The organism is Rhodoferax saidenbachensis, assembly GCF_001955715.1.
GTDB classification, from domain to species: Bacteria; Pseudomonadota; Gammaproteobacteria; order Burkholderiales; family Burkholderiaceae_C; genus Allorhodoferax; species Allorhodoferax saidenbachensis.
Genome location: NZ_CP019239.1, coordinates 1,381,919 through 1,408,548 on the forward strand (window position 1 = coordinate 1,381,919; position 26,630 = coordinate 1,408,548).

Genomic DNA, 26,630 nt, shown 5'->3' on the forward strand with positions numbered 1-26,630 from the left:
TACATATGGATCGTCGTTCAATTATCAAAAACGCTGGCATCGCTGGCGTTCTTGCCGCAGGTGCTGCACCTGCAGTGCATGCCCAGGCCGCCCTTCGCTGGCGTCTGGCTTCCAGCTTCCCCAAATCGCTGGACACCATCTTCGGTGCGGCGGATACATTCGCCAAAAAAGTGACCGAAATGTCGGGCGGCAAGTTCACCATCACCACCCACGCAGCCGGCGAATTGATGCCTGCTTTCGGTGTGGTGGATGGCGTCCAGAACGGTACCGTGGAAGTGGCCCACACAGCGCCTTATTACTTCCATGGAAAGGATGAGGTCTTTGCCCTGGGTTGTGCCATTCCCTTCGGTCTGAACAGCCGCCAGATGACAGCCTGGATGTACGAAGGCAACGGCCTGAAGCTGATGCGCGAGTTCTACGGCAAGTACAACATCGTCAACTTCCCTGGCGGCAACACCGGTGCCCAAATGGGTGGCTGGTACCGCAAGGAAATCAAGTCGGTTAAGGACATCAAGGGTTTGAAATTCCGCGTGGGCGGTTTCGCTGGCCGTGTGATCGAGCGCATGGGTGGCGTGCCCCAGAACATTCCTGGCGGCGAAATCTACCAGGCGCTGGAAAAAGGCACGATTGATGCAGCTGAGTGGGTGGGTCCTTACGATGATCAGAAGTTGGGCTTCAACAAGGTGGCTCCGTTCTACTACTACCCCGGCTGGTGGGAAGGCGGCCCCCAATTGGACTTCTTCATCAACGACAAGGCCTATGCCAGCCTGTCTGCGGAAAACAAGGTCATTGTGGAATGCGCCGCCGCATTCGCCCACACCGAAATGCAGGCCAAGTACGACGCCAAGAACCCCAACGCGCTCAAGCAACTGGTGGGTGCCAAGGTCAAAGTTCTGCCTTTCCCCAAGGACGTGATGGATCTGGCTTTCAAAGAGTCCATGGCCCTGTACGCAGAAGTGGGCGCCAAGAACGAAAACTGGAGAAAGGTGTACGCAGACTACTCCGCTTTCCGCAAGGACCAGAACCTCTGGTTCCGCTTCACCGAAGCCCGTTTCGACAGCTTCATGCAAGCCCAGAAGCTGTAATCGAAAGATTCACGGCACAGCAAAAAGCCCCGCTTGCGGGGCTTTTTCTTTGGCCCGCATTTTGTCCTGTAGTGGGGTCTTTGCCTGCCCGGCAGCGGAGCACGGTATGGGCAAAAAAAGACCCGGTCCACGCAGTGTGCGCAGACCGGGTCGATGTGAAGTGGGTAAGAAGTGAGGCTACTTCTTGGGCTCGTCTTTGCCCATGGATTCCTGCATGGCCTTCATGGGGTCTTCTTCTGCATGCGTGGCATCTTCCGTGGCAGGTGCTGCTGCGCCATCGGGCATCTGAACGTCGGGTGTTTCAGGCATCTTGCTGTCGGCGTCCATCTGCATTTGCACCTGGTCCATATCGACGGCTTCAACCTTGTCCAGTCCGCTGGAGACAATGCCAGGGAAGAAGATGATCAGCGCAACCATGATGACCTGGATGAGCACAAACGGTACCGCGCCCCAGTAGATCTGCATGGTCGTGACGGGCTGGATCAGCTTCTTGGTGAGGCGGTCGGTGTATTCCTTGGCAGGGGCTACGCTGCGCAGGTAGAACAGCGCAAAGCCGAAGGGCGGGTGCATGAAGGAGGTTTGCATGTTCACGCCCAGCAGCACGCCAAACCAGATCAGGTCAATGCCCAGCTTTTCCGCCACGGGTGCCAGCAAGGGCACCACGATGAAGGACAGCTCAAAGAAGTCCAGGAAAAAGGCCAGGAAGAAGATCAGCACATTGACCACAATCAGGAAGCCGGTCTGGCCGCCTGGCAGGCCCGTCAGCAGATGCTCCACCCATTTCTGGCCGTCCACACCCTGGAATACCAGGCTGAAGATGGTGGAGCCGATCAGGATGAACACCACAAAGCAGGACAGCTTGGTGGTGGTGTTGAGGGCCTGCTTGAGCAAGCTCATGCTCAGGCGTCCGCGGGCTATGGCCATGATGAACGCACCCAGTGCACCCATGGCGCCGCCTTCAGTCGGCGTGGCAATGCCCAGGAAAATGGTACCCAGCACCAGGAAAATCAGCAGCAGCGGCGGGATCAGCACAAAAGTGACGCGCTCCGCCATGCGAGACAGCAGGCCCATGCGGGTAACTTTGTTGATCAGTGCAATCACGAAGGCCAGCATCACGCCAGCGCACATGGACACCACGATAGTTTCGTCGGTGGCCACCTTTTCAACCAGCTCGCCCTTGAACCAGCTGTAGACATTGGCGTAGTGCTCGCCGAAGTACACGGCGACGGTTGTGGACACAATGGTCAGGATCAGCAGGGATAGCAGGCCGCTTTTACCGCTGTCTTCACGGATGGTGCGTGCTTCCAGTGGTAGCGCAGGTACCCAGGCGGGTCGGAAAATGGCCAGTAAAACGACATAACCGGTGTACATGGCGGTCAGCATGAAACCGGGGATGAAGGCACCCTTGTACATGTCACCCACGCTGCGGCCCAGCTGGTCGGCCAGAATGATCAGTACCAGGGACGGTGGAATGATTTGTGCCAGTGTGCCGGACGCGGCAATCACACCCGCAGCAATGCGGCGGTCATAGCCATAACGCAGCATGATGGGCAGGGAAATCAGACCCATGGAAATGACGGAGGCGGCCACCACACCGGTGGTCGCTGCCAGCAGGGCACCCACGAAAATCACGGCAAAGGCCAGACCACCGCGCACCGGGCCAAACAGTTGGCCAATGGTTTCCAGCAGGTCTTCGGCCATGCCGCTGCGTTCGAGGATCAGCCCCATCAATGTGAAGAAGGGGATAGCCAGCAAGGTGTCGTTCTGCATGATGCCGAACAAGCGCAGGGGTAGCGCTTGCAAGAGCGCTTCGGGCAACACGCCCAGTTCCACGCCCACGAAGCCGAAAAACAGGCCGCAGGCGCCCAGGCTGAACGCGACGGGAAAGCCCATCAGCAAAAAGAGGATCAAGCCCGCGAACATGATCGGGGCCATATTGGTAGTAAAGAATTCCATGAGTGGCTCCGGGCTCAGACAGCTTTGTTTTTGGATTCAGCCAGGCGCTGGATGGCTTCTGCCAGTTCCTCTTCGGCAGACTTCTCCACTTTTTTGGCAGTGGGGTCTTCTATGAGGCCTTGCAAGAAAGCCAGGCGCTTGATCAGCTCGGACCAGCCCTGCAGCAACAGCAATGTGAAGCCCAACGGAATCATGGCGTACACCGGCCAGCGCACCAGGCCACCGGCGTTGCCCGATATTTCACCGGAGTGAAAGCCCTTGAGGAAGAAAGGAATGCCGTACCACAGGATGGCCAGGCATACCGGGGTCAGAAAGAAGGTGAATCCAATCACATCGATCCAGATCTGCGCGCGCTTGGATAGTTTGCTGGACACCACATCGATCTTGACGTGTTCGCCATTGAGCAGGGTGTAGCCCGCAGCGATCAGGAACGACGCGGCAAACAGGTACCACTGGACCTCCAGAAATGCGTTCGATCCGATATTGAACGCCTTTCGCACAGCGGCATTGACGCCGCTGATGATGGTGGAGGCCAGGATCAGCCAAATGACGTATTTGCCGATCTGTGTGTTGAGCCAGTCGACGGCTCTGGATAGTTTGAGAAGTGCCTGCATAGTGGCTCCTGATTGTTATTCGTGTCGCCATATGCGGCACGCCCGATACCAAGCACCCCAACGGGTACCAAAGAACGTCGAGCGTAACCCGTTGTCGCTGAAATAAGCCTGACGCTGGCCTTCGGTGTTTACCCTTAGGCGCGCCGGTTACGACTACAACAATCGGAAGGCGATGATGGCCACGATGGTGGGCGGTGTGGCGGCGATCAGCAGGCCCAGGGGATGGATGGCGCTTTCATTGAACTTGCCACGCAGGATGGATACACCGGCCGGATTCGGTGCGTTGGCGATGACGGTCAGGCCGCCCCCGGTGACGGCGCCCATGACCAGCGCCAGCTTGAATTCTTCACTCAGGCCTGCAACCTGTGAACCCAGATAAGTCAACGCGGCGTTGTCCGTGATGGCCGTCAGCAACGTAGCACCCGCGTACACGGTGCTGGCATCCATGCCGGTCAGCGCGCGTTCCAGCCACCATTGCTGCATGCCGCCCAGGACCACCAGGCCACCCAGGAAAAAAGCCACCATGAGGGCTTCACGCAGGATCAGCGGGTTCTGGTGGCGCTGGTAGGCCGTGGCGAATCCCAGGAAGAACAACAGCAGCCCCAGGAACACGGACGTGTGGTGGGAGAACACAACGATCAGTGCCAGGAACAGCAGGTGCACCAGTACCACGGACACTGGGACTGGCGCTATGGCGCTGACCTGTGCTGCGGGCAGTGCTGCGATTTCGCGACGGAACAGCAGCATGGCCCCGGCCGCATTCACGCATACCGCTACCGCCGCCTTCCAGCCGATGTGGCTGACCATGAACCACAAATCCCAATTCCACTGGGTCGCCACCATCAATACGGGAGGAGCTGCAAAGGGCGTGAGCGTGCCGCCTATGGAAATATTCACGAACAAGACGCCGATAGTTGCGTACTTGAGTTTGCTGGAGATGGCGTTGGAATACAGGGTGTCGCGCAGGATCAGTGCCGCCAGCGTCATGGCAGCCGGCTCGGTGATCAGGGAGCCCATCAACGGGACCAGGGCCAGCGTGACAAAATAAATCGACATGCTTTGCTGCAGGGGAAGCACGCGTGCGACGACTTTGACGACACTCTCCACACACTGCAGGATGGGGCGGGTGCCGGCCACCACCATGATGGCAAATACAAAGAGGGGCTCACCGAAATTGCGGCTGTCCAGGTAGGTGGTGGCCTCGGTTTTTCCGCTGATGGCGAGCATGAAGATCATCATGACCATGGCCCAGAAGCCAAACACCACCTCCACTTCACCCAACAAATGCCAGATGCCCGCATGGTTGGGCTGGGTGTGGGCCAAGTGCTCAAAAAATTTGGTGGAGAAGGTGTGAATGACGGCCAGTGCAAACAGGACTGCGCCGATGATTTGAATATGGGTGGGGGCGGACATGGGTTTTCTTTTCAACTAGCGGGTCATGAAGCGCACATTGCGCGCACCGCAGTCTAATGTTTGCAAGCCGGTTTGGGGCTGAACAAACCCTGACACACCGGTCCGGAACAGGCCAGGCACCCACAATTTACGGAAAATAGGGCCAAAGGCCCGGCTCGCTCAAAAGTGAAGTGCAACACACCGATTGAAACTTCAATAAGGTGTGTCCATGAAACTGAACCAAGAGTACAAACAGCTCGATTACAAAGAGCGCCAGACCATTGCTGTATGCCTTGAGCTCGGATTGAGTATCCGGGCGGTAGCCCGAGTACTGGGTCGTGCCCCCTCCACGGTGAGTCGTGAGATCAACCGAAACAGCGGTGCTGGTGCCTATAGTTGCCGATTCGCACAACAGCGCTTTGTGCGCAGGCGTCGCCACAGCAGACCGCCCCCGAAGCTGGTGGCGGGCAATGCCCTCTTCGCCTCTGTGCACGCCTTATTGCAACTGCGTTGGTCACCCCAGCAAATTGCCTCTCGCCTAGCTACACTGCATCCGCATGAGGCGCACCAACGCGTCTCTCACGAAACCATCTACAACGTCATCTACGCCCAACCCCGGGGTGAGCTGCGCCGCGAGCTCATTGCCTGTTTGCGTCTGGCCCGCACCAAGCGCTGGCCCCGTTCACGTGGCGAAGACCGCCGCGGTCAGATCGCTGATCTCTTGAGCATCCATGTACGTCCCCCGCAGGTTGAGGATCGACTGTTCCCTGGTCACTGGGAAGGTGACTTGATCAAAGGAGCAGGCAACCTCAGTGCTGTGGGCACCCTGGTAGAGCGCAGCACCCGGCTCCTGATGTTGGTAAAGCTGCCGCATCCCAACCCAGCCACTGCAGCCCACGTGCTGCAAGCGTTTACGGACAAGCTCAACGGTATTGCCAAGCCTATGCGCCAAACACTGACTTATGACCGGGGGCGTGAGATGGCTCACCATGCGCAATTGACAGCCAACACCGGGGTTGCCGTGTATTTCTGTGATCCGCACAGTCCTTGGCAGCGTGGCACCAATGAGAACACCAACGGTTTGGTACGACAGTTCCTGCCAAAGGGGACAGACCTGTCGGGTTACAGCCAGGAGCAACTCGACGGGATTGCTGACTTGATGAATGGACGGCCTCGCAAGACGCTGGGCTGGTTGACTCCGCTGGAGGTGTACGGCCAGTGGCTGGCCAAGCTTGAGCACTCTCCTGACTCCATCCAATAAACTCAGCTTGTGTTGCACTTGGATTTGACTCCGCCCCCTGTCAATCATGCGCGAGCAGCTATCAATAACGTAGCAGATTTCAGGCCTGCCATGGTCAGCAGCAGTGATCCCAGCACATGTACCGCCGTGGTTCCCAGTGCCATGGCGTAGCGTTGCTGTTGCAGCATGGCCACCACTTCCGCCGAAAAACTGGAGAACGTGGTGAGCCCGCCCAGAAACCCGGTGATCAGTGCGAGGCGCCAGGCGGGGTCGAGCTGGGGCAGCGCCTGAAACACCGCCACAGCCACGCCGACCAGATAGCCGCCGATGAGATTCGCAGCCAGTGTGCCCAGGGGCATGGCGGTGCTTGCGGGGTTCAGCCACAGGCCGAGTTGCCAGCGGGCCAATGCGCCCACGCTGGCGCCCAGACTGATGGCGAAGACTGCCAACATCAGGGTGTTCCTGCGTAGGGTGAGCCCTGTACGGTCAGTCCAGCTTTGGACAGCTTGGCGGCGGTGGCTGGTTTGAGGCCTTTGACACGGACCATGAAGTCGGCCCAGTCCTTGAAAGCGCCTTGCTCACGCGCCTTGAGGATGCGGGCCGTGCTGCTGGGCCCCAGGCCTCTGATGCTGTCGAGTTCGGCCTCGGTGGCCTGGTTGACTTCCACTGCAGCAAAACTCGCAGCGCTCAAAAGCGCGATCGACAGGAACATCAGGCATCGCTTCAGCATGGAACAACTCCTTAGGGGCGGGCGGACAACCACTGCACGTATTGGGCCACACCGGTTTGCACATCGGCAAACTGGTGGTCGCAGCCGGTGGCGCGCAAAGCGGTCAGATCCGCCTGGGTGTAACACTGGTATTTGCCGCGCAAGGCATCGGGGAAGGCCACGTATTCCACCAGGCCTTGTTGGGCCACGGCAGGCAGGTCCAGTGCGGCATGGCCTTGCTGCGCGCGCAGGGCGTTGACGACCGAGCTGGCCACATCGTTGAATGGCTGGGCATGGCCCGTGCCCAAATTGAAAATGCCGGATTCGGTCGGATGGTCAAAAAACCAGAGGTTCACGGCCACCACGTCATCGATGAAAACAAAGTCGCGCATCTGCCCGCCGGGCGCGTAGCCGCCGTATTCACCAAACAGCTTGACCCGGCCCTCGGCCTTGAACTGGTGGTACTGGTGAAAGGCTACGCTGGCCATGCGGCCCTTGTGTTGTTCACGCGGGCCGTAGACGTTGAAGTAACGAAAGCCCACCACCTGCATGGTTTTGCCGGCCTTGGTGCGCTGGAAATCGTTGCCACACTCGCGGCGCATACGTTGGTCGAACAGCAGTTTGGAGTAGCCGTAGACGTTGAGCGGCGCCTCAAACGCCGGGTCTTCACGGAAGGTGTCCGAGCCGCCGTACGTCGCCGCGCTGGAGGCATACAACAAGCGTGCACCACGCTTCTGGCAGGCCTGAAACAGTTGCCAGGACAGCGTGTAGTTGTTGGCCATCATGTACTTGCCGTCCTGTTCCATGGTGTCGCTGCAGGCGCCTTCGTGGAACACGGCCTCGATCTGGCCATAGTGGCCGGACGCAAATGCGTCATAAAACGTGTCGGCGTCCACGTAGTCCGCAATCTTCAGGTCGGCCAGATTGCGGAATTTGTCGCCTTGTTTCAAATCATCCACGGCGATGATGTCGTCAATGCCGCGGGCGTTGAGCCCGGCAATGATGTTGCTGCCAATAAAACCGGCGGCGCCGGTGACCACGATGCGTGTCATGCAAATAGCTCCTCGTACGACACCGTCGCGGTGCCGAATTTACCCACCACCAAACCACCGGCCCGGTTGGCCAGCGGCACAGCGTCGCGCAGGCTCAGGCCCGCACCCACCAGCGTCGCCATGGTGGCAATCACGGTGTCGCCGGCGCCCGTCACGTCAAACACTTCGCGCGCCTGCGCGCTCACATGCAGTTGGCCTGCGGCGTCAAACAGGGTCATGCCTTCTTCGCTGCGGGTGAGCAGCACGGCATCCAGTTGCAGTTGCGTGCGCAGGTTTTGCACCTTGGTGCGTAATTCTTCTTCATCGCGCCAGCCGCCTACTGCCTGTTGTAGCTCCGCCCGGTTGGGCGTAATGACGGTGGCCCCGCTGTAGCGCGAATAGTCGGAGCCCTTGGGGTCGATCAGCACGGGTTTGCCGGCAGCGCGCGCGCGCGCAATCATGTCGCCCACATGGGCCAGGCCACCCTTGCCGTAGTCGGAAAACAGAATGGCGTCGTGCGCGGGCAGCAGGCTTTCAAAAACGGCCGTCTGGCCCGACAGAATTTCGTGGTTCGGGGTGTTTTCGAAGTCCAGCCGGATCAGTTGCTGTTGTCGGCCAATCACGCGCAGCTTGACGGTGGTCTTGAGGTCGCTGTCACGGCCAAAATGGGTGCGGATGCCGGTGGTGGCCACCAGCGCTTCTAGCTTGTGGCTGGCTTCGTCGTCGCCCACTACGGTCAATAACGATGCCTGGGCACCCAGCGTGGCCGCGTTGAACGCCACATTGGCGGCACCACCGCAACGTTCTTCTTCGCGTGTGACACGCACGACCGGTACGGGAGCCTCGGGGCTGATGCGGTCCACCGCACCGTACCAGTAGCGGTCTAGCATCACGTCGCCCACAACGAGCACGCGTGCTGCAGAAATTTGGTCTTTGGTCATAGCCATCTGTATCGGGCCTTGCGGCGTGTCTGTGTTTTATAGCTCTTCCACGCGGCGCGCGGGGTAGCTGTCCCAGGCTTGGCAGCCCGGGCATTGCCAGAAATGTTGCTTGGCTTCAAAGCCGCAGGCCGCACAGCGGTAGCGGGTGAGCGGTTTGACGGCATGGTCCAGTGCGCGCTGCACCTGGGGGTGAAACTGCTCGTGTTCCAGTTTTTCGCCAGCAATCCATTTGGCGGCGGCCACCAGGGATGGCTCTTTCTCCAGATGGTGGGCATACCACTCGCGCGCGCTGGTGGTGGCATCGCCGCTGGCGGCTTCCAGGGCCACGATGGCGTCCAGCACATCCAGCGACGGTGTTTCTGCGTACAGCGCCTTGAGTTTTGCCAGGGCCTGTGCACACTGGCCGCCCCGCATCGCGCAGTCGGTCAGCTGGGCCGCAATCAGGGGGATGGCAGAGGGCGCCGCGTCCAGTGCTTCCATGAGGGTGAGGGCCGCGCTGTGTGGGTCGCCCGACTGGTCTTGCAGGCGGGCCAGATCCATGCGCGGGCGCGGGACCTCCGGGGCGGTTTGCGTGGCTTGTGTCAGAAGAGCCTGGGCTTGCTGGGTATCGCCCTGTGCCGCCAATGTGGCTGCTTGTTCACACAGGTAGTGGGCCAGCCGGCCCTTGAAGCTGCCTTGCCCCGCCGATTCCAGTTTCTCCGCAATCTGTGCCGCCTGGGGCCAGTCGCGGGAGCGCTCATAGTTGGCCAGCAGCGCTAGGCGGGCCTGGGCTTCAAAACGGGTGCCTTCGAGCTTGCGCAGGGCTTCTTCGGCACGGTCCAGCAGGCCGGCCTTGAGGTAGTCCAGCGCCAGGGCATGTTGCGCACGGTGCCGGTCGTCCAGCACCAGGTCGCCACGCGACAGCAGGTGCTGGTGCACCCGCACGGCACGTTCGTATTCGCCGCGGCGGCGGAACAGATTGCCCAGCGCGAAATGCAGCTCGGAGGTATCCGGGTCGTTTTGCACCGCTTCGATGAAAGCGTCAATGGCCTGGTCCTGCTGCTCGTTGAGCAGAAAGTTCAGACCCTTGAAATAGGCCTTGGGGGCCTGGCGGTTTTCCAGGCGCAGCTGGCGCATGTCCATGCGCGAAGCCAGCCAGCCCAGTACAAAGGCCACAGGCAGGCCTAGCAAAATCAGCGTCAGATCAAATTCCATGGATAGTCGGTACGGCAGGTTTGTCCGCGTCGGCAGCTGCTACGGCAGCCAGCGCTGCGGCGGCATCGCGTTGCGCACGGTAGGCGGCGCGGCGGTGTTGCCACCAGCGTGGCACCATGCCCAGCACGCCGATCACCAAGCCCAGCGCAAAGGCGATCAGCACGACCAGCACCAGTGGCCCCGTCCATTGCTGTCCGAAGAAAAAGCGCACCGTCACATCGCCCTGGTTATTCAGGGCAAAAGCGAAAAGGGTAAAAAAAATGGCTGCTTTAAGTAACCACTTAAAGAGCCATGCGACTTGTTTCATTCATCTCCTAGGGTAGCGAGATGATTCTAATGGAGCGCAATCAAACTTTTGTCTTGGTTTCCAGCTCGGCAGTGCGGGTATCCACAGCTTCACGCAGGGCCTTGCCGGGCTTGAAGTGGGGGACGCGTTTTTCGGGAATCGCAACACTCTCGCCGCTGCGCGGATTGCGGCCCATGCGGGGCGGGCGACGGTTGATGGAGAAGCTGCCAAAGCCGCGAATCTCGATGCGGTGGCCGCGTACCAGGGCGTCGTTCATGGCGTCCAGAATGGCCTTCACGGCGAATTCGGCGTCGCGGTGGGTCAGCTGGCTAAAACGGTTGGCCAGTTCTTCAACGAGGTCGGAGCGGGTCATGGATTTTTGGTTTCAGCAAAGAAAACGACCGGCCACACACACGCGCAGCCGGTCGTTCATTCAGTTCAACAGCAAGTCTTAGTTGTTGTTGTCCAGTTTGGCGCGCAGCAGAGCGCCCAGGCTGGTGGTACCAGCGTTTTCACGGGCAGATGCCTGGCTCAGAGCAGCCATGGCTTCGCCTTGGTCCGCAGCGTCCTTGGCCTTGATGGACAACTGGATGTTGCGGGTCTTGCGATCCACATTGACAACCACAGCGGTCACTTCGTCGCCTTCTTTCAGCACGTTGCGAGCGTCTTCAACGCGGTCGCGGCTGATTTCGGAAGCGCGCAGGTAACCAATGATGTCTTCGCCCAGATCGATTTCAGCACCCTTGGCATCCACAGTCTTGACCTTACCGGTTACAACCTGGCCCTTGTCGTTGATCGACACGAAGGTGGTGAAAGGATCGGAGTCCAGTTGCTTGATACCCAGGGAGATGCGTTCGCGGTCCACGTCCACAGCCAAGACCAAAGCCTCGACTTCTTGGCCCTTCTTGAATTCGCGCACAGCAGCTTCGCCGGTTTCGTTCCAGGACAGGTCGGACAGGTGCACCAGACCGTCGATACCAGCAGCCAGACCGACGAACACGCCGAAGTCGGTGATGGATTTGATCGGGCCCTTCACGCGGTCGCCGCGCTTGGTGTTTTGTGCGAACTCTTGCCATGGGTTGGCCTTGCACTGCTTCATGCCCAGGGAGATACGGCGCTTGTCTTCGTCGATTTCCAGAACCATGACTTCGACTTCGTCACCCAGGGCAACGATCTTCGAAGGCGCAACGTTCTTGTTGGTCCAGTCCATTTCGGACACGTGCACCAGACCTTCGATTCCGGGTTCCAGTTCCACAAACGCGCCGTAATCGGCGATGTTGGTGATCTTGCCGAACATGCGCGTACCTTGGGGGTAACGGCGGTTCACGCCCATCCAAGGATCGTCGCCCATTTGCTTCAGACCCAGAGACACGCGGTTCTTTTCGGTGTCGAACTTCAGGATCTTGGCAGTGATTTCTTGACCAGCAGTCACCACTTCGGAAGGGTGACGGACACGGCGCCATGCCATGTCGGTGATGTGCAGCAGGCCGTCGATACCGCCCAGGTCAACGAATGCACCGTATTCGGTGATGTTCTTGACCACGCCTTGCACCACAGAACCTTCTTTGAGGGTGTGCATCAGCTTGGCGCGTTCTTCGCCCATGGAGGCTTCGACCACGGCACGGCGAGACAACACGACGTTGTTGCGCTTGCGGTCCAGCTTGATAACCTTGAATTCCAGGGTCTTGTTTTCGTACGGAGACAGATCCTTGGTAGGACGTGTGTCGACCAGCGAACCGGGCAGGAATGCGCGGATGCCGTTGACCAGAACGGTCAGGCCGCCCTTGACCTTGCCGGAAGTGGTACCAGTGACGAATTCGCCGGATTCCAGGGCTTTTTCCAGGCTCATCCAGGAAGCCAGACGCTTGGCCTTGTCACGGGACAGGATGGTGTCGCCATAGCCGTTTTCAACGGAGTCGATGGCCACGGAAACGAAGTCGCCAACTTGCACTTCGAGTTCGCCCTTGTCGCTCTTGAATTCTTCGATTGGCACGTAGGCTTCGGACTTGAGGCCAGCGTTGACAACAACGAAGCTGTGCTCGATACGTACGACTTCAGCGGTGATGACTTCACCGGTGCGCATTTCCGAGCGTTGCAGAGATTCTTCAAATAGGGCTGCGAAAGATTCAGACATTTGTGTTGCGGTTTTCACCGCGGGGTTAAGTTATCGAACCCCATTGCCCTTGGTGTGAACCGGTGCGCTGACGCGCGAGGAGAGCCGTGGGGGCCAAATTTGCAAAGGCGTGAGCCTTTGCCGGTTAGTCTTTCAAGCGGACTTAAAAGGCTGTTTGCTTTGCCACCAGTCCAACACGATTTCAACGGAGGAATCCACCGTCAAATCCGAGTTGTCCAGCAACTGGGCGTCTTCTGCAGGCTTTAGAGGAGCGACGGGCCGGGAGGAGTCACGGGCGTCGCGGGCTTCCAAGTCCGCGCGTAGATCGGCGAGTATAGCCGGAATTCCCTTTGAAATCAACTGCTTATAGCGTCGTTCCGCGCGGCAGGTGGCGCTGGCGGTCAGAAACACCTTTAAAGGCGCGTTGGGGAAAATGATGGTGCCCATGTCGCGGCCATCGGCCACCAGGCCCGGCAATTGCCGGAAATTGCGCTGAAAGTCCACCAAAGCGCCCCGTACCAGCGGAAAAGCCGATACCCGCGAGGCATTCATGCCCGCTTCTTCGGTGCGGATGGCATCACTGACATCTTCACCATCCAGCAGGATGTGGCTGCCCTCAAAGCGGATCGGCAGGGAGCGCAGCAAGGCGACGATGGCCTCCTGGTTCGCCACTTCCAGCGCAATACCGGCGCGTGTAGCGGCCAGGCCGGTGATCCGGTACAGCGAGCCGGAGTCCAGAAAGTGGTAGCCCAGCTTTTCTGCCACCACGGCGGCCAGGGTGCCTTTGCCAGAGGCCGTGGGACCATCCACGCAGACCACCGGAATGTGGGTCGCGGAGGCCTGCGCCACCGAGAACAGGGTTTCAAAGTAGTCGGGGAAGGTCTTGGCTACGCATTTGGGGTCTTCAATGCGCACCGGCAATCCGGCCGGGTTGAAGACGGCCAGCGAAAAACACATCGCGATGCGGTGGTCGTCGTAGGTATGGATGCTGGCAGCGCGCCAGTCTTGTGCGCTGGTCGGCGGTGTCACGCGGATGAAGTCTGCTCCTTCCACCACCGTGGCGCCCAGCTTGCGCAGCTCGGTGGCCATGGCGGCGATGCGGTCGGTTTCCTTGACGCGCCAGCTGGCGATATTGCGCAGCGTGGTGGTGCCGTCGGCGTAAAGCGCCATCACGGCCAGCGTCATGGCGGCGTCGGGGATGTGGTTGCAGTCCAGGTCGATGGCTTTCAGGGGCCAGGCTGCGCGGCGCACTTCTAGCCAGTTGGGTCCGCTTTCAATGCGTGCCCCCATTTGTTTGGCGGCGTCAATGAAACGGATGTCACCCTGGATGGAATCTGCGCCTACGCCCTGGATTTTGATGCCATTTTGGCCTCTAACCCCCATGGATATTGCGCCAAGCGCTATGAAATAGCTAGCAGATGAGGCATCGGCTTCGACGTGCAGCACTTTCGGTGACTGCAGTTTGCAGCCCGCCGGAATGGTGAAACGCTGCCAACCGTCGCGCCGCACCTGCACACCAAAGCGGGCCAGCAGGTTCAGCGTGATCTCGATATAGGGACGGGAAATCAGTTCCCCCACCACTTCAATCACGATGTCCTTGGTGGCCACTAGCGGTAGCGCCATCAGCAGTGCTGTGAGGAACTGGCTGGACACATCGCCACGGACCTGGATGGGCGCGTCCAGCTTCAGGTTGGGTTTGCCAATCCGCAAGGGGGGGAATCCGTCCTGGCCCAAATAATCAATGTGGCAGCCCAACTGGCGAAGTGCATCCACCAGGTCGCCAATCGGGCGCTCGTGCATGCGCGGAACGCCACTGAGTTCAAAATCACCGCCCAAGACGGCCAGCGCGGCGGTCAGTGGGCGCATGGCGGTGCCGGCATTGCCCATGAACAGCTTGGCGGGAGCGGTGCCCAGGCGGCCACCCAGGCCGGTGATCTCTACCGTGCTGCCGTTTTCCTGTACGCCACAGCCCAGGGTGCGCAGGGCCGCCAGCATGACGCGGGTGTCGTCCGAGTCCAGCAAGTCGTGGATGGTGGTGGTGCCTTCGCACAGCGCGGCGAGTAGCAAGACCCGGTTGGAAATGCTCTTGGAGCCGGGGAGGGTGACGCTGCCGGAGGCGCCCAGCAGCGGTGGAAGGTCCAGGAATTCGGTGGAGAACATTACTTGTTGAGTTTGGAGGTCATGCTCCAGTTGGCGCGGGTGTTGCTGGCCTGTTCGATCAAACCTTCGAGGGCTTCCGCGTTGCCGCTGGAGATCATCAGTTCGAGCGCTTGCAGGTTGCGCTGGAAGATCTTGCTTTGTGCCAGCAACTCTTCGCGGTTGGATACCAATATGTCGCGCCACACCTTCGGGTCGCTGGCGGCAATACGCGTGAAGTCACGAAAGCCGGGGCCGGCCAGTGACAGGTAGTCTTTGCCTTGGGGCTGGCCGGAAATCGCGTTCATCAAGGCAAACGAAATCAGGTGTGGCAGATGGCTCACGGCAGCGAAGGCGGCGTCGTGCTGTTCGGGCGACATCTGCAGCACCCGGCAGCCCAGTGCGGTCCATACGTCCACTGCTTTTTGCAGTTGCGTGGTGAGGGTGCGCTCGATCGGGGTCAGGATGATTTGGCGGCCGGCATACAGATCCGGGTCGGCATGTTCCACGCCCGAAACTTCTTTGCCCGCAATCGGGTGGGCGGGCACAAAGGAGCCGATCTGTTCGCGCAGCGCCCGGCGGCCCGCGTCAATGACGTCGCGTTTGGTGGAACCCACATCCATGATCAGCATGTCGGAGGTCACGAGGTGTTTGATGGCCTTGAACGTCGCCTCGGTGGCGGCTACCGGTACGGCGATCAGCACGATGTCTGCGCCCGACACGGCCAGCAGGGCGGAGGGCGCTTCGATATCGATGACACCCATGGCGCGCGCGCGTTCGGTGGTGCTGGGCGATTTGCTGTACCCCACCACACGTTTGACCAGGCCGGCACGTTTGAGTGCCAGCGCAAACGAGCCACCCATCAGTCCACAACCAATCAAGCCAAGCTGTTCAAACATAGGTGTTCCTGTCGTGGTGTGGCATCCATCAGCGGTCAGTCGGCCAATGGGTAAGTACCCAGCACTTTGTAAAAAGCGCACAGCCCTTGCAGATCCTGAAGTGCTGCTGCGACCTGGGGCTGGGAAGGGTGGCCCTGCAGGTCAATATAAAAATAGTATTCCCACTGGCCTGAGCGTGCCGGGCGCGACTCAAAACGTGTCATGGACACACCGTGCTGCTTGAGTGGCACCAGCATGTCGTGTACGGCGCCGGGCCGGTTGGGTACCGAGACCACGAGGCTGATGCAGTCCTTGCCTGTGGCTTGCGGCGCGGGCATGGTGGTGGGCAGGCACACCACGACAAAACGGGTGCGGTTGAAGGCCACGTCCTGAATGGCCAGTGCGGCCGTGTGCAGGCCAAATTCAGCCCCCGCGCGTTCGCTGGCAATCGCGGCCCAGGCGGGGTTGGCTGCAGCCAGGCGCGCGCCCTCTGCGTTGCTGGACACGGCACGCCGCTCGGCATTGGGCAGGTGGGTGCTGAGCCATTGTTGGCACTGGGCCAGCGCTTGCGGGTGGGCCAGCACCACTTCAACGCCCTCCAGCGATGCAGTGCTGCGCAGCAGGTTGTGGCGTACCAGCAGGCTGATCTCGCCCACGATGTGCAGCGGGGAGTGCAGCAGCAGGTCCAGCGAGCGGGTCACCACGCCCTCGGTGCTGTTCTCTACCGGGATCACACCAAACTCGGCCGAGCCCGCGGTGGCCGCGTGGAACACTTCGTCAAAGTTGGCGCAAGGCAAGTGGGTGATGCTGGAGCCGAAAAAGCGCAATGCAGCTTCTTCGCTGAAGGTGCCCTTGGGGCCCAGGTAGGCCACGCGCTGCGGTGCTTCCAGGGCGCGGCAGGCGGACATGACTTCGCGCCAGATGAAGGCCACGCTTTCGTTTTTGAGGGGGCCTGCGTTGGTCTGTTGCAAACCGCCGATGACCTGGGCTTCGCGCTCGGGGCGAAACACCGGCGAGCCGTCAATGCGTTTGACTTCGCCGACTTCGTTGGCGAGTCCGGCGCGGCGGTTGAGCAGGGTCAGGAGTTCCTTGTCAACAGCGTCGATCAGGGTGCGAAGTTCAGGCAGTGTTTTGGCCATGGATGTGGGGGCGCTCAGTGCGGTTAACCGTGGGTGCGCTCAAATTCTCGCATGTAGGCGACCAGCGCCTGCACGCCTCCCAGCGGCATGGCGTTGTAAATGCTGGCGCGCATGCCGCCGACAGATTTGTGGCCCTTGAGTTGCAGCAGGCCAGCGGCTTTGGCACCCGCCAGGAAGGCATCGTTCAGCGTTTCGTTGCGCAGGAAGAAGGGAATATTCATGCGTGAGCGCGCATTGCGGGCAACCCCGTTGATGTAAAAGCCGGATGCATCAATCGCCTCATACAACAGCTCCGCTTTGGCAATGTTGCGTGCCTCCATGGCGGCGACACCGCCCTGGCGCTTGAGCCACTGGAACACCAGGCCTGCCATGTAGATGGAATAGGTGGGTGGTGTGTTGTACATCGAGCCGTTGTCAGCCACTGTCTTGTAGTCAAACGCGCTGGGGCAAACGGGCAGGGCGTGGCCGAGCAGGTCTTCGCGTACTACCACCAGCGTGACACCGGCGGGCCCGAGGTTCTTCTGGGCACCGCCAAAAGCCAGACCAACCTTGCTCCAGTCCACTGGGCGTGAAGCCACATGCGAGGAGAAATCGATCACCAACTCGGCTTTGGAGCCCAGGGCTTTGAGGTCAGGCAGAGTTTGAAATTCGATGCCGTTGATGGTCTCGTTGGTGCACAGGTGCACGTAGCTGGCCTGATCGCTGAGCTGCCAGCTGCTGGCGGCGGGAATGGCGGTGAAGCCATCGGCCTTGCCGCTTGCAGCAACAGCGGTCTGGCAGTACTTGCCAGCTTCCTTGTGGGACTTTTCACTCCAACTGCCGGTCAGCACAAAGTCGACATGGCCCTGGCCACCCTGGGCTGCGCGCAAGGCGCTGAGGTTCAGCGGAACAATGGCGTTTTCAGCCAGACCACCGCCCTGCATGAACAGGATTTTGAAGTTGGCAGGCACGGCCAGCAACTCACGCAAATCGGCTTCGGTGCGGTCGTAGATCGACTGGAACTCTTTGCCGCGGTGGCTCATCTCCATCACACCCATGCCGCAGCGTTTGCCACTGGCGTCCGGCCAGTCCAACATCTCGTCGGCGGCCTGCGCCAGCACTTCGGCCGGCATGGTGGCCGGACCGGCCGAGAAGTTGTAAGGGCGTTGCATCAGACGGTTTTAGGTGTCAAATCGGGCTCTAGCCCTTGGTGGGTGTGCGCAGGCAGCTATTAAATTTATAGCGTTTCGGTAGGTCAGGCGGCTTCCGGGCTGTCGTCATCGGCTTCGGGGGCATCCGTATCCGCGACGTTGGCGTCGTTTTCCACAATGCGCTGCAGGCCGCTTAGCTTGGAGCCTTCGTCCAGACCGATCAGCGTCACGCCTTGTGTTGCACGGCCCAGTTCTCGGATCTCACTGACGCGGGTACGTACCAGCACGCCCTTGTCCGTGATCAGCATGATTTCGTCGTCGGCATGGACCAATGTCGCGGCGACGACCTTGCCGTTGCGTTCGGACTGCTGGATCGCAATCATGCCCTTGGTGCCGCGGCCATGGCGGGTGTATTCGGTGATGCTGGTGCGTTTGCCGTAGCCGTTTTCGGTGGCGGTCAGCACGCTTTGCTGCTCGTCTTCGGCCACCAGCATGGCAATCACGCTTTGGCCTACGTCCAGCGACATGCCGCGTACGCCGCGGGCATTGCGGCCCAGCGGGCGCACATCTTCCTCGTCAAAACGCACGGCCTTGCCGCCGTCGCTGAACAGCATCACGTCGTGTTTGCCGTCGGTCAGTGCAGCGCCAATCAGGTAGTCGCCCTCGTCCAGGTTCACAGCAATGATGCCACCCTTGCGCGGGTTGGAGAACTCATCCAAGGCGGTCTTCTTGACCGTGCCCATGCTGGTGGACATGAATACGTACTGGTCGGCCGGGAAGGTGCGTTTTTCACCCGTGAGTGCGAGCACCACGGTGATTTTTTCGCCTTCTTGCAGCGGGAACATGTTGACGATGGGGCGGCCACGCGAACCGCGTGAGCCCTGCGGCACTTCCCAAACCTTGAGCCAATACAGGCGGCCGCGGTTGGAGAAGCACAGGATGTAGTCGTGGGTATTGGCCACAAACAGCTGGTCGACCCAGTCGTCTTCCTTGGTGGCAGTCGCCTGCTTGCCGCGGCCGCCGCGCTTTTGCGCGCGGTATTCGCCCAGAGGCTGGCTCTTGATGTAGCCACTGTGGCTCATCGTCACCACCATGTCGGTGGGCGTGATCAGGTCTTCGGTGGACAGGTCAAACGAGGAGTGCTCGACCAGTGAGCGGCGCGCACCCAACTTGGTCTGGCCGAATTCCTGTTTCACATGGCCCAGCTCTTCGCCAATGATGGTGGAGACACGTTCGGGCTTGGCCAGGATATCCAGCAGGTCTTCGATCTCCGCCATGACTTCCTTGTACTCGGCGATGACCTTGTCCTGTTCCAGACCGGTCAGGCGTTGCAGACGCATTTGCAGGATTTCCTGCGCCTGCGTTTCGGACAGGCGGTACAGACCGTCGTTGCCCATGCCAAATTCTTTTTCCAGACCATCGGGGCGGTAATCATCCGCATTGACCACGCCGCCATCGGCGCGCGTACGGGTGAGCATCTCGCGCACCAGTTTGCTGTCCCAGGGGCGGTTCATCAGCTCGACCTTGGCCACCGGTGGCGTAGGCGATTCGCGGATGATGCGGATGAACTCGTCGATGTTGGCCATGGCCACGGCCAGGCCTTCGAGCACGTGGCCGCGTTCGCGCGCCTTGCGCAGGTTGAACACGGTACGGCGTGTCACTACTTCTCGGCGGTGGCCGATGAAGACTTCGATCAAGTCTTTCAGGTTGCACAGCTTGGGCTGACCGTTGATCAGGGCCACCATGTTGATGCCGAAGGTGTCCTGCAGCTGTGTTTGCTTGTACAGGTTGTTCAACACCACTTCTGGCACTTCGCCGCGCTTCAGCTCGATTACCAAGCGCATGCCCGACTTGTCGGACTCGTCCTGGATGTGGCTGATGCCTTCGATCTTCTTCTCGTGGACCAGCTCGGCCATGCGCTCTTGCAAGGTCTTTTTGTTGACCTGGTAGGGCAGCTCGTCAACGATGATGGCCTGGCGCTGGCCCTTGTCGATGTCTTCAAAGTGGCACTTGGCGCGCATCACCACGCGGCCGCGGCCAGTGCGGTAACCGTCCTTCACGCCATTGATGCCGTAAATGATGCCGGCCGTAGGGAAGTCGGGCGCCGGGATGATTTCCATCAACTCGTCAATGGACGCGCCGGGGTTTTTCAGCAAATGCAGGCAGGCGTCCACCACTTCATTCAGGTTGTGTGGGGGGATGTTGGTCGCCATGCCCACGGCAATACCGCCCGAGCCGTTCACCAGCAGATTCGGAATGCGGGTTGGCAGTACCAAAGGTTCTTTTTCAGAGCCGTCGTAGTTGGGCCCGAAATCTACTGTCTCTTTGTCCAGATCGGCCAGCAGTTCATGGGCCATCTTGGACAAACGGATTTCGGTGTAACGCATGGCGGCCGCGTTGTCGCCGTCCACCGATCCGAAGTTGCCCTGGCCATCCACCAGCATGTGACGCATCGAGAAGTCCTGCGCCATGCGAACGATGGTGTCGTACACCGACTGGTCACCGTGCGGGTGGTATTTACCAATGACGTCACCGACGATACGCGCGGACTTTTTGTAGGCCCTATTCCAGTCGTTGTTGAGCTCGTGCATCGCAAACAACACACGGCGGTGCACCGGCTTCAGTCCGTCCCGTGCATCGGGCAGGGCGCGGCCCACAATCACGCTCATGGCGTAGTCGAGGTAGCTCCGGCGCATTTCCTCTTCAAGGCTGATGGGCAGGGTTTCTTTGGCGAACTGGGTCATGGAATGGTGGGCTGTAGGCTATGTCTGGGACAACCTGCCATTCTACGGTCTGGCCAATGTGGCATGTGTGCAACATTCTGGTGCAATGTCATGCTCGTACAAGCTTTGGGGGCATGTGGTTCCGAAACCGTTACAAGCTATGGCACAATAGGCTGAGCGTTATAAATTAGTGCATGCACTATTTGAGCGTCTTCCGATTATTCGCAGCGCTGCTGCAGTTTGTTCCGCAAAAGGAAAGTCATGAAACAATTGAATAAAGTAGCCATTCTTCTTGCTACCGCAGCACTCGCAACTGTCGCTGGCGCCCAAGAAATCCACAACTGGAAAAACGCTTCCAGCGAAGTCTGGAAGAACGCTTCCGGTCAATGCTGGCGTGATGCCGCTTGGACTCCCGCTACTGCTGCTGCCGGTTGCGATGGCGCGATTGCTGCTCCTATGGCTGCGCCTGCTGCTCCTATGGCCGCCCCTGCCGCCGCTCCGGCTGCTGCTCCCATGGCTACTCCAGCCGCCGCCGCTGCCAGCAAGGTAACTTACGCTGCTGATGCATTCTTTGACTTCGACAAGTCTGTTCTGAAGCCTGAAGGCAAGGCCAAGCTGGATGATCTGGTTGGCAAGGTCAAGGGTATTAACCTGGAAGTGATCATTGCTGTGGGTCACACCGACTCCATCGGAACTGATGCCTACAACCAGAAGCTGTCTGTGGCACGCTCTGAAGCTGTCAAGGCTTACTTGGTGTCCCAAGGTATCGAAAAGAACCGCGTTTACACCGAAGGCAAGGGCGAGAAGCAACCTGTTGCTGACAACAAGACCAAAGAAGGTCAAGCCAAGAACCGCCGCGTTGAAATCGAAGTGGTCGGTACCCGCGCTACCAAGTAATCAGTCTCGTACTTGATTCTCAAAAACCCGCTTCGGCGGGTTTTTGCTTTTCTGCTCACCGATAATCAGTCCATGACCTCCACACTGAACGCCGATCCGGCCGAACTGGCCAAATTCTCCGAGCTGGCCCACCGCTGGTGGGATTTGGACAGCGAATTCCGCCCCCTGCACCAGATCAATCCCTTGCGTCTTAACTGGATCAATGGAATCCAGCCTTTACAAGGACTCAAGGCGCTGGACGTCGGATGTGGCGGCGGCATTCTGGCCGACTCCATGGCGCGCAAAGGGGCTGACGTATTGGGGATTGACCTTTCCAGCAAAGCGCTCAAAGTCGCCCAGTTGCACGCATTGGAAGCACAGACCCCGCGGGTGGAGTACCGGGAAGTGAGTGCGGAGGCGCTTGCAGCCGAGGCCCCGGCGCAGTTCGATGTGGTGACCTGCATGGAAATGCTGGAACATGTTCCCGACCCGGCATCGGTGGTTCAGGCTTGTGCTGATCTGGTTAAACCGGGCGGATGGGTGTTTTTCTCCACCCTCAATCGGGGTGCCAAATCTTTCCTGTTTGCGATTTTGGGGGCGGAGTATGTGCTCAATCTGTTGCCACGTGGCACGCATGAATACGCCAAGATGATTCGCCCCAGCGAGCTGGCCCGTTATGCACGTCATGCCGGGCTGGAGCTGCACGACACGCAAGGGATGGAATACAACCCCATCACACAGCGTTATTGGCTCAGCGCAGACACCAGCGTGAACTACCTGTTCGCCACCCAAAAACCACTGTCTGCAGCATGAACATCGCTTTTACCGGTATCACAGCCGTTCTTTTCGATCTGGACGGAACACTCATTGACAGTGCCCCCGACCTGGGGGCTGCTGCCGATCAAATGCGCACAGATCGGGGCTTGCCATCCTTGTCGCTGGATACCTACCGACCTATGGCGGGCGCGGGCGCCCGTGGCATGCTCGGCATTGCCTTTGGTATGGCGGTGGATGACCCCGCCTACGATGCCATGCGGGAGGAGTTCTTCGTCAACTATGAACGTCGCATGACCCAGCTCACCGCTGCATTTGACGGTGTGCCCGAGCTGATTGCCCAGCTGGAAGAGAAGTCTCTGTTGTGGGGCGTGGTAACCAACAAGTCATCCCGCTTCACGGATCCTCTGACGGGTGCCATGCCGCTGTTTTCCGGCGCAGGTGCCATCGTGAGTGGTGACACCACGCCCCACGCCAAACCCCACCCTGCGCCTTTGCTGGAGGCCGCACGCCGTCTGGGTGTCACCCCTGCGCAATGCCTGTATGTGGGGGATGACGAGCGCGATGTGGTGGCCGGTCTCGCTGCGGGCATGCAAACCGTAGCCGCTACCTATGGATATCTGGGCAACAAGACGGATATCCGGGCTTGGGGTGCACACGCCGAGATTAATTCTCCGCTGCAGCTCTTGCAATTGCTGCCAAGCGCCTAAAATAGGTGTTGAGGGGCTGCACTGGTTTCGACACGGGTTCGGACGCGCAGCAGGGCATGTCGAGCTGAGTGCGCTCGTAAAACAGATTCAAAAAAACTAACTGCAAACGACGAACGTTTCGCACTCGCTGCTTAATTGCACGTGAGCCTCACAACAGCAAGCCGATAGGCTGGGCAAGGGTGGCGCAAGCTGTCCAGGCTGTGGGGTAATTTCATTCGGCTGGATCTGCCTTGGGTGACTTAGGGTGGGTCGAGAAAATAGGTTACTGGCGATTTGCATAGCGTGCCACTGCGCGATGTGAAGAGCGAGATCCAAACCAGATGGCTACACATGTAGAACTGTTCGAAGAAGGCTTGTGGACGGGGGTTCAAATCCCCCCAGCTCCACCATACTCTCTGACAAAGGCCGCTAACTAGCGATGGTTAGTGGCCTTTTTCTTTGGTAATTCAATGGGTTACGTTGCATATCCCTCTAAGGGCTGCTATTGACTGCCCCGTCAATGCGGGGGTACAAACTGGGGGAGATTCCAGAAAAGAGGGGGGATTTAGAGCCTGTACCCCCAAAAGTCGTACCCCCACTAGGAGCCGTACCCCATCTGGCAAAAGCCGCTAACCAGCAATGGTTAGCGGCTTTTTTCATTCCGTCACTCTGCCGCGCGACGCCTTGATCTCCGAGCGTTGGCCTTTGGTTTGCAGGCGCCGCTGTTTGGCGCCATAGGTGGGCTTGGTGGGCTTGCGTATGCGGGGTGGTGTGGCGACGCTGGCAACCAGCTCATGCAGGCGCGCAAAGGCGTCCATGCGGTTCATGTCCTGGGTGCGGTGTTGCTGGGCCTTGAGCACCAGCACGCCGTCGCGGGTGATGCGGTTGTCGTGCAGGGCCAGCAGGCGCTCTTTGACATCGTCGGGCAGGGAGGATACGGGAATGTCAAAGCGCAGATGGATTGCGCTGGAGACCTTGTTGACGTTCTGCCCACCAGCGCCTTGGGCGCGTATCGCGCTCACTTCGACCTCGGATTCCTGGACGGCAATCAGTCGTGTCATGGCGAGGGTGGCCGGTGAAGAATTTGGGTGCTGCGCATGGTCTGCTGATTGTCGCTGCACAGTTACACTGTGTTTTTACGCATTCACGTTAACCACGGAGTTCACCATGGCCAAAGGTCAGCAAAAGTCCAACAAGGAATCCAAGAAACCCAAGAAGGACACGTCTCCTCCCAAGCCCGCCTCTGGCGGCAGCTCGGAGCCCGTGCGTGCCACCATCACCACCGCCGTGATCCCGCGCGGCAAGGACAAGAACAAATAATTTTCAACGCGCTCAGGGCTGCAGATCAGCAGACCGGCTGTCCAGTGGCGTGATGAAGGAGTTTTGTTCCCACCCGGAAGCCAGGCGGCTTTCGGGAAACCCGGAGGGTTTGTCCATCTCGGCATCGAGCCGTGCGAAATTGCTGCTCTTGCTGTCCCGCTGCCGGGACACGGCGGCTTGCAAATTGCCCGCCACGTCCTTGAAACGCATTTCCAGATGATCGCGGTCACTGCCCTTGAGTGCTTTTTCGCCCAGAAACGCCGTGCGTAGCTGGGTCAGGTGCGGCAGGTTGTCGGGGTCGACCACCCAATAGCGCAGGCCACATTGGGTCAGCAGGGTGTGTTTGAGGGTCTGGTTGCCCAGCGACAGGCCATGGGTGTTCTGTATGTCCACGCAACCGAGGACCCGCCCATCCATGCTGCACACCGTGAAAGTGCAGTACACGCCATTGAGCAGCTTGTACCAGTGACGGGCTTCCTGCTTGTCAAACGGCGTGGTGAACCGGGTTACAGGTAGTTTGATCAGGATGTGCTGGTCGAACATGATCTTCGTCAGCCAGATCCAGACTCGGCGCTCATTGGAATTCACCAACGGACGCGCCTTGAGCGGCCATGTCTGGGGAAGGCGGCGGCTTTTGCGCACGCTGAATGCATTGCGCCAATGTAGCAGGCCGGCGCCAGCCACCGCACCGAGCACCGCGCCCGTCACGAAGTAAATCAACATATTCATCCACCCTGAATGTTTTGGTCCTCTGCGGGGCCTCACAAGTGGAAATCAGTTTACAGGCTTTTGTTGCTGTAGCGAAGCGCTTTCAAGCGCCCCCTTGCTGCATCGCACAGGACACCGTCTAGGCGCCGTAAATCCGGTGCACCGCAGGCAACTGGGTGTTGAGCAGGGCAATCAGTGTGGGGTCAAACTGCTGGCCCGACTGGGCGTTCAGGTAGGCCAGGGACTCGGCCAAGGGCCAAGCTTTTTTATAGCAGCTCTCACAGACCAGTGAATCCAGCACATCGGCCACGGCCACGATGCGACCCGCCAGGCTGATTTTTTCTCCGCTGAGGCCCCGCGGGTAGCCGCTGCCGTCCCAGTGTTCGTGGTGTTCCCGAGCGATCACTGCACCCAGCACATGCAGCTCCGACTTGGAGGGTGACAGCAGTGCAAACCCTTCCTGCGCATGGGTTTGCATCACGGTCCATTCCTCGGCCGTCAGCGGGCCGGGTTTGGTCAGAATATGGTCGGGCACGCAGGCCTTGCCCACGTCATGCAGGGTCGCCGCCACACGCATCAGCGCCACCTCGCGCTCGGAGCCGCCAGTTTGTTCCAGCAGCAGGGCGGCAATGTCGCCGATGCGTTGCAGGTGCAGCGAGGGCCGGCTGTTGCGCCGCTCGATGGCGCTGCCCAGGATGGAGATGGTGTCGCGCTGGGCGACTTCGGTGCTTTCGCGCAGCAGCAGGCTGTCATAGGTGATGGCCACGTTGCTGGAGAACATCTCCAGCAGTTCCCGTGCGCTGTCCTTGATGGGCTCCGGGAACACCATGTAGATCATGCTTTCGCTGCCGGCCTTGGTGCGGAAGTAGCCGGCATAGTGCAGGTCCCCGTGGTGGCCCACTTTTTCTTTCAAGGTGCGCTTGAGCGCGTCCTGCACGTCCTGGGGCAGGTTGCCCATTTCGTCGTCCACCAGCAGTTCCGAGAAGGCTTCGGTGGCGGCCAGCACCCGGATGCGGCCATTGGCGGCATTGGCGGTGTAGGCCGACATGCGGCTGGCGCACAGGCCTTCGCCGTTCAGACCCAGCAGGAAGTTCACCTGCTCCAGCACGGCGGAGGCAAAGCCGCGCAGATTCTGCGAATCACAGACCTGGCTGATGGCTTCGATGGAGCGCTTGAGGCCCTGGCGGGCCTGCTCGATGCGCATCAGGTCGCGGTAGGCGCGCAGCCCGGCATAAAACACCGTGATCAGCTTGCGCCGGGTCAGGTCGGTTTTTTCCTTGTAGTCGTTGATGTCGTAGTCTTTGATGACCTGTTCTTCGGGCGCCTGACCGGGTTGCCCGGTGCGCAGCACGATGCGCACATTCAGGTTGCCGATGTCTTCGCGGATGTGGCGGGCCAGCTCCAGGCCAGCGTGTTCGGTTTCCATCACCACGTCCAGCAGGATCAGCGCGATCTCATTGGGCTGGGCCAGCACCTGCCGCGCTTCGGCAGCGCTATAGCAGTGGATGAAGGCGAGTGTGCGGCCATCCATCTCGAAGCCCGCCATCACCAGCTTGGTGACTTCATGCACGGCGGGTTCGTCGTCCACCACCATCACCTGCCAGGGTGTGCTCACTTTGCGCAGGCTGGGCTCGGTTTGCTCGTCACTGAAAACCAGATCATCTGACATAGCAGGGTGTCTCTGTTGGTGAAATCG

At 59.8% G+C, this 26,630-nt stretch carries 25 protein-coding genes and 1 other RNA gene; 7 read left to right on the forward strand and 19 right to left on the reverse strand.

The window, feature by feature from the left end; all coding sequences use genetic code 11:
* Positions 1-5: 5 nt before the first annotated feature.
* Entirely contained in the window at positions 6-1,085 is a 1,080-nt protein-coding gene (locus RS694_RS06615) for a TRAP transporter substrate-binding protein (RefSeq protein ID WP_029707323.1), read from the forward strand.
* A 177-nt stretch (positions 1,086-1,262) separates the two neighbouring features.
* Here RS694_RS06615 and RS694_RS06620 read toward each other — a convergent pair whose 3' ends face one another.
* The 3 genes from RS694_RS06620 to RS694_RS06630 form a co-directional block, all read right to left on the reverse strand.
* On the reverse strand, positions 1,263-3,041 hold the full coding sequence (locus RS694_RS06620) for a TRAP transporter large permease (RefSeq protein ID WP_029707321.1): 1,779 nt from the start codon (positions 3,039-3,041) through the stop codon (positions 1,263-1,265).
* 14 nt (positions 3,042-3,055) lie between these two features.
* On the reverse strand, positions 3,056-3,655 hold the full coding sequence (locus RS694_RS06625; protein ID WP_029707319.1) for a TRAP transporter small permease subunit: 600 nt from the start codon (positions 3,653-3,655) through the stop codon (positions 3,056-3,058).
* Between the two features lie 153 nt (positions 3,656-3,808).
* Entirely contained in the window at positions 3,809-5,068 is a 1,260-nt protein-coding gene (locus RS694_RS06630) for a putative Na+/H+ antiporter (RefSeq protein WP_029707318.1), read from the reverse strand.
* Between the two features lie 208 nt (positions 5,069-5,276).
* Between RS694_RS06630 and RS694_RS06635 the strand changes: the two genes are divergently transcribed.
* Complete coding sequence (locus RS694_RS06635) at positions 5,277-6,308, forward strand: IS30 family transposase (RefSeq protein ID WP_029705989.1); 1,032 nt, start codon at positions 5,277-5,279, stop codon at positions 6,306-6,308.
* Between the two features lie 44 nt (positions 6,309-6,352).
* Here RS694_RS06635 and crcB read toward each other — a convergent pair whose 3' ends face one another.
* From crcB to gyrA, 13 genes are all read right to left on the reverse strand, one after another.
* Positions 6,353-6,739, reverse strand: coding sequence for a fluoride efflux transporter CrcB (gene crcB / locus RS694_RS06640; protein ID WP_029705988.1), 387 nt, complete (start codon positions 6,737-6,739; stop codon positions 6,353-6,355).
* Positions 6,739-7,017 (reverse strand): ComEA family DNA-binding protein, encoded by a 279-nt coding sequence (locus RS694_RS06645; RefSeq protein WP_029705987.1) that lies wholly within the window; start codon positions 7,015-7,017, stop codon positions 6,739-6,741. Before RS694_RS06645 ends, crcB begins: the two co-directional genes overlap by 1 nt.
* A gap of 11 nt (positions 7,018-7,028) precedes the next feature.
* Entirely contained in the window at positions 7,029-8,048 is a 1,020-nt protein-coding gene (rfaD, locus tag RS694_RS06650; protein ID WP_029705986.1) for an ADP-glyceromanno-heptose 6-epimerase, read from the reverse strand.
* Positions 8,045-8,968 (reverse strand): D-glycero-beta-D-manno-heptose-7-phosphate kinase, encoded by a 924-nt coding sequence (rfaE1, locus tag RS694_RS06655; RefSeq protein WP_051391678.1) that lies wholly within the window; start codon positions 8,966-8,968, stop codon positions 8,045-8,047. The genes rfaD and rfaE1 overlap by 4 nt, the downstream gene beginning before the upstream one ends.
* A 36-nt stretch (positions 8,969-9,004) precedes the next feature.
* Positions 9,005-10,162 carry a lipopolysaccharide assembly protein LapB gene (gene lapB / locus RS694_RS06660; RefSeq protein WP_029705983.1) on the reverse strand — a complete coding sequence of 386 codons (1,158 nt, stop codon included), beginning with the start codon at positions 10,160-10,162 and terminating at the stop codon, positions 9,005-9,007.
* Positions 10,152-10,469, reverse strand: coding sequence for a LapA family protein (locus RS694_RS06665; protein WP_029705982.1), 318 nt, complete (start codon positions 10,467-10,469; stop codon positions 10,152-10,154). The genes lapB and RS694_RS06665 overlap by 11 nt, the downstream gene beginning before the upstream one ends.
* A 40-nt stretch (positions 10,470-10,509) precedes the next feature.
* Positions 10,510-10,821 (reverse strand): integration host factor subunit beta, encoded by a 312-nt coding sequence (locus RS694_RS06670; RefSeq protein ID WP_029705981.1) that lies wholly within the window; start codon positions 10,819-10,821, stop codon positions 10,510-10,512.
* A gap of 78 nt (positions 10,822-10,899) precedes the next feature.
* On the reverse strand, positions 10,900-12,582 hold the full coding sequence (gene rpsA, locus RS694_RS06675) for a 30S ribosomal protein S1 (protein WP_029705980.1): 1,683 nt from the start codon (positions 12,580-12,582) through the stop codon (positions 10,900-10,902).
* 132 nt (positions 12,583-12,714) lie between these two features.
* Entirely contained in the window at positions 12,715-14,721 is a 2,007-nt protein-coding gene (locus RS694_RS06680; protein WP_029705979.1) for a bifunctional 3-phosphoshikimate 1-carboxyvinyltransferase/cytidylate kinase, read from the reverse strand.
* Positions 14,721-15,596 carry a prephenate dehydrogenase gene (locus RS694_RS06685; RefSeq protein ID WP_029705977.1) on the reverse strand — a complete coding sequence of 292 codons (876 nt, stop codon included), beginning with the start codon at positions 15,594-15,596 and terminating at the stop codon, positions 14,721-14,723. The genes RS694_RS06680 and RS694_RS06685 overlap by 1 nt, the downstream gene beginning before the upstream one ends.
* Before the next feature lie 35 nt (positions 15,597-15,631).
* A complete protein-coding gene (pheA, locus tag RS694_RS06690) occupies positions 15,632-16,714 on the reverse strand; it encodes a prephenate dehydratase (RefSeq protein ID WP_029705976.1) in 1,083 nt (360 codons plus the stop codon).
* 23 nt (positions 16,715-16,737) lie between these two features.
* Positions 16,738-17,865 carry a 3-phosphoserine/phosphohydroxythreonine transaminase gene (serC, locus tag RS694_RS06695; RefSeq protein WP_029705975.1) on the reverse strand — a complete coding sequence of 376 codons (1,128 nt, stop codon included), beginning with the start codon at positions 17,863-17,865 and terminating at the stop codon, positions 16,738-16,740.
* Between the two features lie 83 nt (positions 17,866-17,948).
* A complete protein-coding gene (gene gyrA, locus RS694_RS06700) occupies positions 17,949-20,588 on the reverse strand; it encodes a DNA gyrase subunit A (RefSeq protein ID WP_029705974.1) in 2,640 nt (879 codons plus the stop codon).
* A gap of 240 nt (positions 20,589-20,828) precedes the next feature.
* Here gyrA and ompA point away from each other — a divergent pair, with 240 nt between their 5' ends.
* From ompA to ssrA, 4 genes are all read left to right on the forward strand, one after another.
* Positions 20,829-21,464, forward strand: coding sequence for an outer membrane protein OmpA (gene ompA, locus RS694_RS06705; protein ID WP_029705973.1), 636 nt, complete (start codon positions 20,829-20,831; stop codon positions 21,462-21,464).
* Between the two features lie 72 nt (positions 21,465-21,536).
* Complete coding sequence (gene ubiG, locus RS694_RS06710; RefSeq protein WP_029705972.1) at positions 21,537-22,256, forward strand: bifunctional 2-polyprenyl-6-hydroxyphenol methylase/3-demethylubiquinol 3-O-methyltransferase UbiG; 720 nt, start codon at positions 21,537-21,539, stop codon at positions 22,254-22,256.
* Positions 22,253-22,927 carry an HAD-IA family hydrolase gene (locus RS694_RS06715; protein WP_029705971.1) on the forward strand — a complete coding sequence of 225 codons (675 nt, stop codon included), beginning with the start codon at positions 22,253-22,255 and terminating at the stop codon, positions 22,925-22,927. The genes ubiG and RS694_RS06715 overlap by 4 nt, the downstream gene beginning before the upstream one ends.
* A gap of 12 nt (positions 22,928-22,939) precedes the next feature.
* Positions 22,940-23,316, forward strand: a transfer-messenger RNA (tmRNA) gene (gene ssrA / locus RS694_RS06720).
* A gap of 246 nt (positions 23,317-23,562) precedes the next feature.
* Here the strand turns inward: ssrA and arfB are convergent.
* Positions 23,563-23,967: an alternative ribosome rescue aminoacyl-tRNA hydrolase ArfB gene (arfB, locus tag RS694_RS06725; RefSeq protein ID WP_029705970.1), complete on the reverse strand. Its 405-nt coding sequence runs from the start codon at positions 23,965-23,967 to the stop codon at positions 23,563-23,565.
* Positions 23,968-24,073: 106 nt separating this feature from the next.
* On the opposite strand from arfB, the gene RS694_RS20590 reads away from it, so the two are divergent.
* Positions 24,074-24,226, forward strand: a complete 153-nt coding sequence (locus RS694_RS20590; RefSeq protein ID WP_169731121.1) for a hypothetical protein — start codon at positions 24,074-24,076, stop codon at positions 24,224-24,226.
* A gap of 12 nt (positions 24,227-24,238) precedes the next feature.
* Here the strand turns inward: RS694_RS20590 and RS694_RS06730 are convergent, their stop codons facing one another.
* Positions 24,239-24,949, reverse strand: coding sequence for a DUF2726 domain-containing protein (locus RS694_RS06730; protein WP_076069472.1), 711 nt, complete (start codon positions 24,947-24,949; stop codon positions 24,239-24,241).
* A gap of 124 nt (positions 24,950-25,073) precedes the next feature.
* Positions 25,074-26,603 carry a DUF3369 domain-containing protein gene (locus RS694_RS06735; protein WP_029705968.1) on the reverse strand — a complete coding sequence of 510 codons (1,530 nt, stop codon included), beginning with the start codon at positions 26,601-26,603 and terminating at the stop codon, positions 25,074-25,076.
* Positions 26,604-26,630: the final 27 nt, after the last annotated feature.